At 58.5% G+C, this 11,681-nt stretch carries 15 protein-coding genes; 11 read left to right on the forward strand and 4 right to left on the reverse strand.

The features are described from left to right. Nucleotides 1-99: 99 nt before the first annotated feature. A complete protein-coding gene (locus tag NL116_RS27085; protein WP_494374800.1) occupies nucleotides 100-516 on the reverse strand; it encodes a pilin in 417 nt (138 codons plus the stop codon). A gap of 225 nt (nucleotides 517-741) precedes the next feature. Between NL116_RS27085 and pilB the strand changes: the two genes are divergently transcribed. From pilB to yacG, 5 genes are read left to right on the forward strand one after another with little or no spacing between them, the layout of a single operon-like run. Then, nucleotides 742-2,442 (forward strand): type IV-A pilus assembly ATPase PilB, encoded by a 1,701-nt coding sequence (gene pilB / locus NL116_RS27090; RefSeq protein WP_494374801.1) that lies wholly within the window; start codon nucleotides 742-744, stop codon nucleotides 2,440-2,442. 2 nt (nucleotides 2,443-2,444) lie between these two features. Then, on the forward strand, nucleotides 2,445-3,662 hold the full coding sequence (locus NL116_RS27095) for a type II secretion system F family protein (protein WP_494374802.1): 1,218 nt from the start codon (nucleotides 2,445-2,447) through the stop codon (nucleotides 3,660-3,662). Between the two features lies 1 nt (nucleotide 3,663). Next, entirely contained in the window at nucleotides 3,664-4,536 is an 873-nt protein-coding gene (locus NL116_RS27100; RefSeq protein WP_494374803.1) for a prepilin peptidase, read from the forward strand. After that, the gene (gene coaE / locus NL116_RS27105; protein WP_494374804.1) at nucleotides 4,533-5,156 is read left to right on the forward strand and encodes a dephospho-CoA kinase; all 624 of its coding nucleotides are present in this window, start codon (nucleotides 4,533-4,535) and stop codon (nucleotides 5,154-5,156) included. Before NL116_RS27100 ends, coaE begins: the two co-directional genes overlap by 4 nt. Continuing rightward, nucleotides 5,153-5,353, forward strand: coding sequence for a DNA gyrase inhibitor YacG (gene yacG / locus NL116_RS27110; RefSeq protein ID WP_494374805.1), 201 nt, complete (start codon nucleotides 5,153-5,155; stop codon nucleotides 5,351-5,353). Before coaE ends, yacG begins: the two co-directional genes overlap by 4 nt. Nucleotides 5,354-5,357: 4 nt before the next feature. Here the strand turns inward: yacG and NL116_RS27115 are convergent, their stop codons facing one another. From NL116_RS27115 to NL116_RS27125, 3 genes are all read right to left on the reverse strand, one after another. Continuing rightward, nucleotides 5,358-5,573, reverse strand: coding sequence for a hypothetical protein (locus tag NL116_RS27115; protein ID WP_027924171.1), 216 nt, complete (start codon nucleotides 5,571-5,573; stop codon nucleotides 5,358-5,360). A 63-nt stretch (nucleotides 5,574-5,636) separates the two neighbouring features. Continuing rightward, nucleotides 5,637-6,326 carry an energy-coupling factor ABC transporter permease gene (locus NL116_RS27120; RefSeq protein WP_494374806.1) on the reverse strand — a complete coding sequence of 230 codons (690 nt, stop codon included), beginning with the start codon at nucleotides 6,324-6,326 and terminating at the stop codon, nucleotides 5,637-5,639. Further along, the gene (locus tag NL116_RS27125; protein WP_494374807.1) at nucleotides 6,323-6,790 is read right to left on the reverse strand and encodes an FAD/FMN-containing dehydrogenase; all 468 of its coding nucleotides are present in this window, start codon (nucleotides 6,788-6,790) and stop codon (nucleotides 6,323-6,325) included. The genes NL116_RS27120 and NL116_RS27125 overlap by 4 nt, the downstream gene beginning before the upstream one ends. A gap of 128 nt (nucleotides 6,791-6,918) precedes the next feature. Here NL116_RS27125 and NL116_RS27130 point away from each other — a divergent pair, with 128 nt between their 5' ends. The 6 genes from NL116_RS27130 to NL116_RS27155 all read left to right on the forward strand — a co-directional run bounded on the left by NL116_RS27130 (nucleotide 6,919) and on the right by NL116_RS27155 (nucleotide 11,509). Next, entirely contained in the window at nucleotides 6,919-7,545 is a 627-nt protein-coding gene (locus NL116_RS27130) for a DUF1780 domain-containing protein (RefSeq protein ID WP_007942303.1), read from the forward strand. Next, entirely contained in the window at nucleotides 7,542-8,069 is a 528-nt protein-coding gene (locus NL116_RS27135) for an MOSC domain-containing protein (protein WP_494374808.1), read from the forward strand. The genes NL116_RS27130 and NL116_RS27135 overlap by 4 nt, the downstream gene beginning before the upstream one ends. 50 nt (nucleotides 8,070-8,119) lie before the next feature. After that, a complete protein-coding gene (locus NL116_RS27140; protein ID WP_032833555.1) occupies nucleotides 8,120-8,293 on the forward strand; it encodes a DUF3094 domain-containing protein in 174 nt (57 codons plus the stop codon). 60 nt (nucleotides 8,294-8,353) lie between these two features. Next, a complete protein-coding gene (locus NL116_RS27145) occupies nucleotides 8,354-9,652 on the forward strand; it encodes an NAD(P)/FAD-dependent oxidoreductase (protein ID WP_494374809.1) in 1,299 nt (432 codons plus the stop codon). Nucleotides 9,653-9,966: 314 nt separating this feature from the next. Further along, nucleotides 9,967-10,365, forward strand: a complete 399-nt coding sequence (locus NL116_RS27150; protein WP_027924177.1) for an HvfA family oxazolone/thioamide-modified RiPP metallophore — start codon at nucleotides 9,967-9,969, stop codon at nucleotides 10,363-10,365. A 118-nt stretch (nucleotides 10,366-10,483) separates the two neighbouring features. After that, nucleotides 10,484-11,509, forward strand: a complete 1,026-nt coding sequence (locus NL116_RS27155; protein ID WP_494373779.1) for an IS110 family RNA-guided transposase — start codon at nucleotides 10,484-10,486, stop codon at nucleotides 11,507-11,509. The last annotated feature ends 172 nt before the right edge of the window (nucleotides 11,510-11,681 follow it).

Genomic DNA, 11,681 nt, shown 5'->3' on the forward strand with positions numbered 1-11,681 from the left:
GCCATGAATTGTCGGGATTTTTTATTTTTATGGTTTTTTGTGACAGCCAATCAAAAAAATACCCCGCGAGGCGGGGTATTTGATCAATAAATGGCTCTGTCAGACACCAGGGCAACTTGTCGTTGTGTAATCTTTTGAACCCGAGAATGCACACGACCAACCGGTCGTTGCACTACGGGTCAGCGTAATAGTCTGACCGAGCACCGGCGCAGGCGCATTGATCAATTTGCAGGTAATCGTTCCCTTGCCGTCAGCCACTGTGCCCGATGCGGCCATCGTGCAGTTCTGAGTTGCCGTCACGCCAGCATTGACGCTAGTGATATCAGGATTGGCCGAACCGGCATTAATTACGTCTTCAAAAGGCACTTTAAGCGCGGACGCCTCCGCGATCCCAGCCGTCACCTTGGCCTTTGCCTGATATTTGGAGTACGCCGGCAACGCAAACGTCGCCAGGATCCCGATGATCGCCACCACGATCAGCAGTTCGATCAGGGTAAAACCTTTCTGAGTCTTCATAGACAAGCTCCATGCATGAGTCGGAATCTCATGATCTGAAAGAGCTCCAGCACAGCCCGTGCCAAGCGCTACGGCCCCTGCTGGCGCGGTGTCGGGGCGATCCTATGACCTTTCCTACACCCAGCAACCGCACTATCTGACACTTTTTGTCACCTCACCGTCGCTGGTTTGGCTCGGGTCCTTGACTAGGCTATAAGTCATGAACTGTCTGCGTCCGGTACCCCAATGAATGACATCGCCCTAAGCGGTCTGGCCAAACAATTGGTCCTGGCCGAGCTACTCACTGACAAAAGCGCGCAACAGGCGTATCAGCAAGCCCAACGCAATAAAATCTCCCTGGTCAGTTACCTGGTGCAGAACAAACTGGCGAAGAGCCGACAGATCGCCGAGATTGCCTCGGAGCATTTCGGTATGGCGCTGCTCGACCTCAACAGCCTGGACAAGGAAACCCAGCCCAGAGGACTGGTCAGCGAAAAGCTGATTCGCCAGCACCACGCCCTGCCCCTTTGGCGACGCGGCAACAAATTGTTCGTGGGTGTTTCCGATCCGACCAATCATCAAGCGATCAATGACATCCAGTTCAGCACCGGGCTGAACACCGAAGCCATCCTGGTGGAGGACGACAAGCTCAGCGAGGCCATCGAGAAATTCTTCGACAGCCACGCCAGCGGCCTGGAAGACATGGCCGACGTTGACCTCCACGGGCTGGACATCGAGTCGACCGATGACAGCGCAAAGGACGCCATCGCCAGGCAAGACGCCGATGACGCCCCCGTGGTGCGGTTCGTCCACAAACTGCTGCTCGACGCGATCAAGAGTGGTTCGTCCGACCTGCACTTCGAGCCCTATGAAAAAACCTACCGGGTGCGGATGCGCACCGACGGCCTGCTGCGCGAAGTGGCCAAGCCGCCCATCCAGTTGGCCAGCCGCATTGCGGCCCGGCTGAAAGTCATGGCCAGCCTGGACATCTCCGAACGGCGCAAACCTCAGGACGGGCGGATCAAAATGCGCCTGTCCAAAAGCAAATCCATCGATTTTCGGGTCAACACCCTGCCGACCTTGTGGGGCGAGAAAGTGGTGATCCGTATCCTCGACCCGGCCAGCGCCCAAATGGGCATCGACGCGCTCGGCTACGAACCCGACCAGAAAGACCTGTTCATGGCCGCCCTGAAGCAGCCACAGGGGATGATTCTGGTCACCGGTCCCACCGGTTCGGGCAAGACCGTGTCGCTCTACACCGGCCTGAATATTCTCAACACCGTGGACATCAACATCTCCACTGCCGAAGACCCGGTGGAGATCAACATGGAAGGCATCAACCAGGTCAACGTCAATCCCAAGCAAGGGCTGGATTTCGCCCAGGCGCTGCGTTCGTTCCTGCGCCAGGACCCGGACGTCATCATGGTCGGCGAAATCCGTGACCTCGAAACCGCCGAAATCGCCATCAAGGCTGCCCAGACCGGACACTTGGTGCTGTCCACCCTGCACACCAACAGCGCCGCCGAAACTCTGACCCGTTTGCACAACATGGGCATTCAGGGCTTCAACATCGCCACTTCCGTCACCCTGATCATCGCCCAGCGACTGGCGCGCAAATTGTGCAACCACTGCAAGACACCCATCGAGATTCCCCGCGAAACGCTGCTCAAGGAAGGCTTCCCCGAGGAACGCATCGGCGCGTTCACGATCTATGAACCGGTCGGTTGCGATCAGTGCAACGGCGGCTACAAAGGGCGAGTCGGCATTTATGAAGTGGTGAAGAACACCCCGGACCTGCAACGGCTGATCATGGCCGAAGGCAACTCGCTGGAAATCGACAGCCAGATGCGCAAGGACGGTTTCAACGACTTGCGCACCTCGGGCCTGATCAAGGCCATGCACGGCGTCACCAGCCTTGAAGAAATCAACCGGGTCACCAAGGACTGAACATGGCGGTCAAAGCAGCAAAAATCAGCGTCTACGCCTGGGAAGGCACAGACAGGAAAGGCACAAAAATGACCGGCGAGTTGAGCGGCCAGAACCCGGCGTTGATCAAGGCCCAACTGCGCAAGCAAGGCATCAACCCCGGCAAGGTGCGCAAGAAATCCGCGTCGATTTTCAGTTTCGGCAAACGCATCAAGGCCCAGGACATTGCCCTGTTCACCCGGCAGATGGCGACCATGATGAAAGCCGGCGTGCCGCTGTTGCAGTCTTTCGACATTATCGGCGAAGGCTTCGATAACCCGGCCATGCGCAAACTGATCGACGAGGTCAAACAGGAAGTCGCGGCGGGTAACAGCTTCGCCGCTTCCCTGCGCAAGAAGCCGCAATATTTCGATGAGCTCTACTGCAACCTGGTGGACGCCGGCGAGCAGGCCGGCGCCCTCGATACCCTGTTGGAGCGGGTCGCGACCTATAAGGAAAAAAGCGAAAGCCTCAAGGCCAAGATCAAGAAAGCCATGACCTACCCGCTGGCCGTGGTGTTCGTCGCGATCATTGTCACCGGGATTTTGCTGGTCAAAGTGGTGCCGCAGTTCGAGTCGGTGTTCAAGGGCTTTGGCGCCGAATTGCCAGCGTTCACGGTGATGGTCATTGGCCTGTCGGCGTTCATGCAGCAGTGGTGGTGGGCCATGCTTGGCGGGTTGTTCGGGAGCATTTTCGGTGCGCGCCACGCGTTTAAAAAATCCCCGGGGTTTCGCGACTGGCTGGACACTTGGCTGTTGAAACTGCCGCTGGTTGGCACACTGATGTACAAGTCTGCCGTGGCCCGCTACGCCCGTACCCTGTCGACCACCTTCGCCGCCGGCGTTCCCCTGGTCGAAGCGCTCGATTCAGTGGCCGGCGCCACCGGCAACATCGTGTTCAAGCGAGCGGTGCTGCGCATCAAGCAGGACGTGTCGACCGGCATGCAGCTGAATTTTTCCATGCGCACTTCCGGAATCTTTCCCAACATGGCCATTCAGATGACCGCCATCGGCGAGGAGTCCGGTGCGCTGGATGACATGCTCGATAAGGTCGCGAGCTTCTATGAGGACGAAGTGGACAACATGGTCGATAACCTCACCAGCCTGATGGAGCCATTCATCATGGTCGTGCTCGGTGTTATCGTCGGAGGCCTGGTGGTGGCGATGTATTTGCCCATCTTCCAACTCGGCTCAGCGATCTGACATGCCATTGACTGAAATCCTCATGATTTACCCGGTGTTCTTCTTGGTCATTGCATTAGCAGTGGGCCTGGTGGTGGGCAGTTTTCTCAATGTGGTGGTCTGGCGCCTGCCGAAAATGCTCCAGCGCGAATGGCGGCTGCAAGCCCACGACGTGCTGGGCGTGCCTCCTGAAGTGCCGGGCCCGACCTACAACTTGATGCTGCCCCACTCCCACTGCCCACACTGCGACCATCGAATTCGCGCGTGGGAGAACATCCCGGTGCTCAGCTACCTGTTTTTACGTGGTCGATGCTCGAGCTGCGCGACACCGATCAGCAAGCGCTATCCGCTGACTGAACTGGCTTGCGGTGTGCTCTCGGCCTTTATCGCGTGGCATTTCGGATTCGGCTGGCAAGCCGGCATGGTGCTGGTGCTGACCTGGGGTTTGCTCGCGATGAGTTTGATCGACGCCGAGCACCAGCTGCTGCCAGATGTGCTGGTGTTGCCGCTGCTCTGGCTGGGGTTGATCGTCAACAGCTTCGGGGTTTTCGTGTCTCTGCATGAAGCGTTGTGGGGCGCGGTGGCCGGGTATATGGCGTTGTGGTCGGTGTATTGGCTGTTCAAGCTGATCACCGGCAAAGACGGTATCGGCCACGGTGATTTCAAATTATTGGCCATGCTCGGTGCCTGGGGTGGCTGGCAGATTTTGCCGCTGACGATCTTGCTGTCATCGCTGGTGGGCGCCATTCTCGGGGTGATTCTGTTGCGCCTTCGCGACGCGAAAACCTCGTCGCCAATCCCCTTTGGCCCCTATCTGGCGATTGCTGGCTGGATTGCGTTGCTCTGGGGTGGTCAAATAACCGGCTTCTATTGGCAGTTTGTCGGTTTGAAATGAATACCCCTGTGGAAAAACCCTGGATTCTCGGCCTGACCGGCGGCATCGGCAGCGGCAAAAGCGCGGCGGCCCAACACTTCATAGACCTCGGTATCCACGTCGTCGACGCTGATCATGCGGCGCGCTGGGTGGTGGAACCGGGTCGCCCGGCGCTGGCCGCCATTGCTGAACACTTCGGACCCGGCGTGCTGCAAGCCGACGGACAACTGGACCGTGTAGCCCTGCGCGAATTGATCTTTAAGGTGCCGGAGGAACGCCTGTGGCTCGAAGGCTTGCTGCATCCGTTGATCGGTGAAGAAATCGCGCACAATCTGGCCAAGGCACAATCGCCCTACGCGATTCTGGTTTCGCCACTGCTGATCGAGTCCGGGCAGTACGCCATGACCCAACGGGTGCTCGTGATCGATGCGCCGGAACAGTTACAGATCGAACGCACCTTGCAGCGTGATCAGACCAGCGAGCAACAGGTCCAAGCGATCCTCAAGGCCCAGTCCAGCCGCGAGGACCGCGTGCGCCATGCCGACGATGTGGTGGTCAACGACCGCGACCTCGCCTGGCTGCACAGCGAGGTCGAACGCCTGCATCACTTTTACCTTACTTTGCGTGGAGGCCAGACATGAGCCAGATCCCTACCGTCGAATGCCCAACCTGTGGCGCGCCTGTCGAATGGAGCCCCGAGAACAAATTTCGGCCGTTCTGCTCGGACCGTTGCAAACTGATCGACCTCGGGGCATGGGCATCGGAAGAACACAAGATTCCGGTCAGCCCGGAAGCTGAAGACGAAATGTTCAGTGAAGACTTCGATCCGCGCCACTGACTTCTCAGGGCCGCATAAAACCGTAGTCCTGGTCGTCATCGAGGTTTTCCGCGAGAAAGCGCAACTCATCGGCCAGGTCCTCGATACTGCGCACCGCCTTGCTTTGTTGCACCACTGCACTGAGCAAGGCGCGCAGGCTCAAACCCGGATCAAACCCCACTTCCTGCGCCCCATCCAGACTCTGACGCAGCTCCTGCCTAGCCCATTCGTACACACTCATGCCCATGCTCCTCAAGGTTTTGTCGAGCATGCGTTCGCCGGTCAAAGACCGATTTGATGTGGATCAAGACTTCGGATCGTCGTCTTTCCAGGGGGCCGACAGGTACCGTGTGCGATTGAACGTCTCCAGCCATTCCGGGCAAAACACCACCAACGCGCTGACGATCATGCCGTTGATGAACGCCTCCGGAAAAATCAGCAGCCATAAGTAGCCGACAAAATCTTCCAGCCAATACGGCATGACAAAAATGCCGTCATACCACAGCACCCCCAGTGCCAGCAGCAGACACAACAACGCCGATAGCGCCGCCGCAAAAAAACCGGAACAGAAGATGTACACAAAGGGATTACGAGGTTGCGCGCGCTCTACCAGGATGGCGATGCACTCGGTGACCAGCACCGGCAGCAAAATCAGCAGCGACCCGTTGACCCCCACAGCGACGAGGTCTTGACGCCCGAGCACCACCAGCCCGAGCTGTGCAATCAGGCCGCCGACGATTGCCAGCGGCCAGTCCAGCAGCAACGTCACGGCGGTCATGCCGATGAAGTGATATGACACACCGGTATCGAAATCCCGCCGCACCAGCCACAGCATGAATAGCGCGAACACCGTGCCGAACAGCAAATGCTGGCGCCGACTGTCGGTGAATAACTCCACCCACGGCGCACGCCAGATCGCCCAGAGCAGTACGGGCACATAGATCAGCCAGCCGACCGTCAGCGTTTCGGGTGACAGCAGCTCGGCACCGATCATGGACGGACCTTCTCCAGCGCCTCATGCAGCTGCGCGGCCGTGCTGTACTCGTGTTGCGCCATCAGTTGGCCATCCTTGAGTTGCAGCCACAGCACCTTGTCTTCAGCCCCGGGATAGCGCGTCGCTACACGTCCTTCGCGGTCCAGCATGACCCGATAGGAATAGTCGCGCATGGCCGGAACGGCAAACATCTTCGCGATCAGCCTTGGCATGCGCTGAATGTCCGCTAAAAACACGGCGTGCCGCCCCTCCAGATAGCCCTTGGGCTGGCCTTGCAACGCCGCCTCAACCAGTTTGGCGGCTTCCATGCTTCGTGCCACCAGCAACGTCTGAGTCTGATTATCGAGTGTGAAGGCCTGATCGAACTGATCGAGCAGGGTCCAGGGCGCCAGTCGCTCACCCACCTCCAGCGCCTGGGCCCACAAGGGCAAAAAACCGAGCAGCAACACCGGCCAATATTTCATATTCAGTCCTTGTGATATCGCTAATGCATGATGGCCATCAGTCTACACCGCGGACTCTGACTGCCCAGTGATCTCCAATGCCAGTAAACGGTTTCTGCTTGTCGCATTTGAACGCTAAGCTTGGGCCTATGGATGACTCAGATTATTTACGCTTGCTGACCATCGCGGCCGAGCAAGCCAATGCGTTCCTTTCCAATGCCCGCAAATGGGAGCGTGAGCGTTGGGTGTGCCAGCGCCTGCTGCAAGGGCTCAACATTCCCTACCGCGCCGACGAGTTCGCCCCGGCCGGCGAGCCGCCGGACGTATTGTTTCGCGAGGCGAATTTCGAGGTGTTCTTCGTGCTCGATGAGGGCCGGCGACTGAATGATGAATGGCGCGACGAGCTGCAACGTCGGCGCAGCGCGTTTTCCCTGAGCCAGCTGGTGCGACGCGAAGCCAAACCCAAACGCATCCCTGCCAACGAGTTTTTGCTGCGACTGGCACCGACCTTGCGCAAAAAAGCGCACAACTACAAAGAACGTGGCATGGACCTGGGGGAGCTCGACATCATCGCCTTCGCCAGCCTCAAGCGCGAAGTGCTGGACCTCAACAGCCATTTTCCGCCGCCCACCGAATACCTGCGCCAAGGCTGGCGTTCGTTGTCGCTGGTCGGCCCGACATTCGCCCGAGTGCTGTTCGCGCACCCGGATGCCCCGGATTTTCTGCGCAGTAACCTGGGGCGCAGCATCGTCTTCGATGTTGGAATCAGCCTGTGAGCCCATTGCATGAATTGATCGCACACGTTCCGCAAACCGGCCGCGTCCGCTGGATCGGCGTGCGCCCCGAACCTCACGTACCGATGATCGAACTGGATGCCGTGGAAGCGCGGCTCGAGGCCGGTTTGACTGGCGATCGAGCCCGTCCCGGCATCCGTAACGCCCGGCAGGTGACATTGATTCAATGGGAACACTTGGCCGTCATCAGTTCGCTGATGGGTCGCCCGGACGATCAACCGGTGTTACCTAATGATTTGCGGCGCAACCTCGTTATCAGCGGTATCAACCTGTTCAGCCTCAAGGGCCGGCGCTTCCGGATCGGCCAGGCAATTTTCGAAACCACCGGTTGGTGCCAGCCTTGCGCGCGCCTGCAAAACAACCTCGGCCCCGGGACCTTTCAGGCCGTGCGTGGCCATGGCGGAATCACCGCCCGGGTGATACAAAGTGGAATCATTCGACTGGACGACACGGTGAGCGTCGAGCCCATCCCGGACAGCGGCTATGCTCCGTTCAACGTGCGTTAAATCCGCCTGTAGCTTCTACACATTCAGCAACGTCTACTGACGAGGCCTTTATGACCAGCCGCCTGAACCCCGACGACCAAAAGCATGTCGAAGAGTACTTGCACTTGTCCCAGCACCAAGTCGAGCGCCGACCTTTCCGGCCGTGGATGCTCCTGGTGGTGGTGTTGGCAGTGACCATAGGCCTGGGCCTGTTGAGCCGATTTATCAGTTACCTGACGCTATGAGCTGCCTCGCGCTCGCTCGGGTAATTGCACCGATTTCTTTTAGCCTTGCGAGATATCCCCATGACTCATCGTATTGTCATCGTTGGCGGCGGCGCCGGCGGTCTGGAGTTGGCTACCCGTCTGGGTAAGACTCTGGGCAAGCGTGGCACGGCCAGTGTGATGCTGGTCGACGCGAACCTGACCCACATCTGGAAACCGCTGCTGCACGAAGTGGCGGCCGGGTCGCTGAACTCTTCCGAAGACGAACTCAACTATGTGGCCCAAGCGAAATGGAACCACTTCGAGTTCCAGTTGGGGCGCATGAGCGGGCTCGATCGCACGCAGAAAAAAATCCAGCTGGCGGCCACTTACGACGAGGCCGGCCTGGAACTGGTGCCTGCCCGTGAAGTGGGTTACGACTCGCTGGTGATTTCGGTCGGCAGCACCACCAACGATTTCGGCACCCAGGGCGCGGCGCAACATTGCCTGTTTCTCGACACCCGCAAACAGGCCGAGCGCTTCCATCAGCAACTGCTCAACCATTACCTGCGTGCCCATGCCGGGCAAACCGACAAGGTCGAACAGATCAGCGTCGCTATCGTCGGTGCCGGTGCCACCGGTGTTGAACTGGCCGCCGAGTTGCATAACGCGGCGCATGAACTGGCCGCTTATGGACTTGACCGGATCAAACCGGAAAACATGCACATCACCTTGATCGAAGCCGGTCCACGGGTGTTGCCGGCCCTGCCGGAACGCATCGGCGGGCCTGTGCATAAAACCCTGGAGAAACTCGGGGTCAACGTCATGACCAATGCGGCGGTCAGTGAAGTGACGGCCGACAGCCTGATCACCGCCGACGGCAAAGTGATCAACGCCAGCCTGAAAGTCTGGGCCGCCGGGATTCGTGCCCCGGGTTTCCTCAAGGACATCGACGGCCTGGAAACCAACCGCATCAACCAGCTGCAAGTACTGCCGACCCTGCAAACCACCCGCGACGAGAACATCTTCGCGTTCGGCGATTGCGCGGCCTGCCCGCAACCGGGTACCGATCGCAATGTGCCGCCACGCGCTCAGGCAGCGCATCAACAGGCGTCGTTGCTGGCCAAATCGCTGAAGCTGCGGATCGAAGGCAAGGCGTTGCCGGCGTACAAGTACACCGATTACGGCTCGCTGATCTCGCTGTCGCGTTTTTCGGCTGTGGGTAACTTGATGGGCAACCTGACGGGCAGCGTGATGCTGGAAGGCTGGCTGGCACGGATGTTTTACGTGTCGCTGTACCGCATGCACCAGATGGCGCTGTATGGCGCGTTTCGTACAGCGATGCTGATGCTGGGCAGCAAGATCGGGCGCGGGACTGAGCCGCGACTGAAGCTGCACTAAACACCCTGCAGGAGTGAGCCTGCTCGCGATCGCGGAGTGTCATTCAACATTGACGGCACTGACACACCGCCATCGCGAGCAGGCTCACGCCTACAATTGATCTCCATTGATTTGGAGATGTGTGTCTCACTGTATCTCCCCCACGCTTTCGCACCTTCGCTTACAAACTCCCCCTTGCGCGACACAGTAGCGATACACCCATCCCGCTAAATGGCCACACCCGAGCAAGGCAACCCGCCCGCTTCGGCTGTCGCCGCACTTACGTGGCAACCCTTTATCAAGTGGTTGTGTCGTGCAACCCAGGAGGAATTGAAATGTCCCGTACTACCAAAAACACTATCGGTCTGCTTGGTGCTGTTCTGGCTGGTGGCATGATGTTGACCGGCTCTGTCTTCGCTTCGCAGCCGCTGACTCAAGGTTATCTGCTGGCCTCGGCCGAACAGGTGGTGAAAACCCCAGAAGGCAAATGTGGCGAAGGCAAGTGTGGCGATGCGTCGATGGCCAAGACCGACACCGACGGTGACGGCAAGGTTTCCCGCGCTGAATTCCAGGCTGTCGCACCGAAGTCCAACTTCGACAAGATCGACACTAACCACGATGGCTTTATCGACGAGCAAGAGGCGTTTGATAATGTGAAAGCCAACTACGAAGCCAACGGCAAGAAAATGCCAAAAGGCCTGTTCGAACACCTGAAAGATCAAGACGGCGCCTAAGCCTCTGAGCATCACGCCCCGCTTTCTCCACCGAGAAGCGGGGCTTAATGAGATGGTCACCCCCACACCCTGCGAGGGCTACGCTTTCGCAGGGTGTTTTATTTTGGAGACCATCACCATGAGCGATTTAGCGCTGGTCGGTATTGACCTCGGCAAACATACCTTCCACCTGCACGGCCAGGAAAAGTCGGGGCGAGAGCTGTTTCGCAAGAAGTGTTCACGTCAGCAGATGATGTGCTTCTTCGGCAACCTGCCAGCCTGCACGGTGGTGATGGAGGCCTGCGCCGGGGCGCATTTCGTTGCTCGCGAGCTGATGGCCATGGGGCATCAAGCCAGGCTGATTTCCCCGCAGTTCGTTAAGCCCTTCGTCAAAGGCAACAAAAACGATTTCGTCGATGCCGAAGCCATTTGTGAAGCCGCTTCGCGGCCATCGATGCGCTTTGTTTCGCCAAAGACTGAGGCTCAGCAAACCCTTTCCGTTTTGCATCGCCTGCGCGAATCGCTGATTCATGATCGCACCAAGGCCGTTAATCAAATGCATGGTTTTCTGCTGGAGTTCGGCATCAGCCTGCCACCAGGACTGGTCATGATGAAACGCTTGGCCAGCATCCTGGCGGAATATGAATTACCCGTTCGGCTGACAGTTCTGTTGCAGCGCCTGCACGATCACTTCGTCTACCTGGATGAACAAATCAAGGCATTGGATAAAGAGCTGGCAGGCCAACTGGCTGACGATGATCTGGGCACTCGCTTACTGAGCCTGCCGTGTGTCGGTCCGATCACCGCCAGCCTGCTGGCTGTGGAAATGGGCGACGGTAAGCAATACGGCTGTAGCCGTGACTTTGCGGCCTCTGTTGGCTTGGTGCCCAGACAATACAGTACCGGTGGCAAGGCCAATTTGCTGGGGATCAGCAAGCGCGGCGACAAGAACTTGCGACGCCTACTGGTGCAGTGCGCTAGGGTTTACCTGCAGCATCTGGAGTACCAGAAAGGCCCCCTGGCGGACTGGGTACGCTCGCTGCTGATGCGACGCCACTCCAATGTAGTGGCCTGCGCCTTGGCCAACAAGCTGGCCCGTATCGCTTGGGCGATAGCGGCCAACCATACCGAGTTTGAAGCAGGGCCAATCAGCATGGCTGCTTGACCCTGCGGTTGTTGCAGTACCACGACTCACCCTTCAGGTTTTGCGATAGCTGAACAACAGATGACGTGAACGGCCGACCGGCCTGACGAAGATCCTGACGAAAAATTTGGCTTAATAAAGCCGTGGGCTTTTTCAAGGATCGTCAGGCGCGACTCTCATCGTGGCGCGGGGT

This window comes from Pseudomonas sp. FBCC-B1667, from assembly GCF_059133255.1.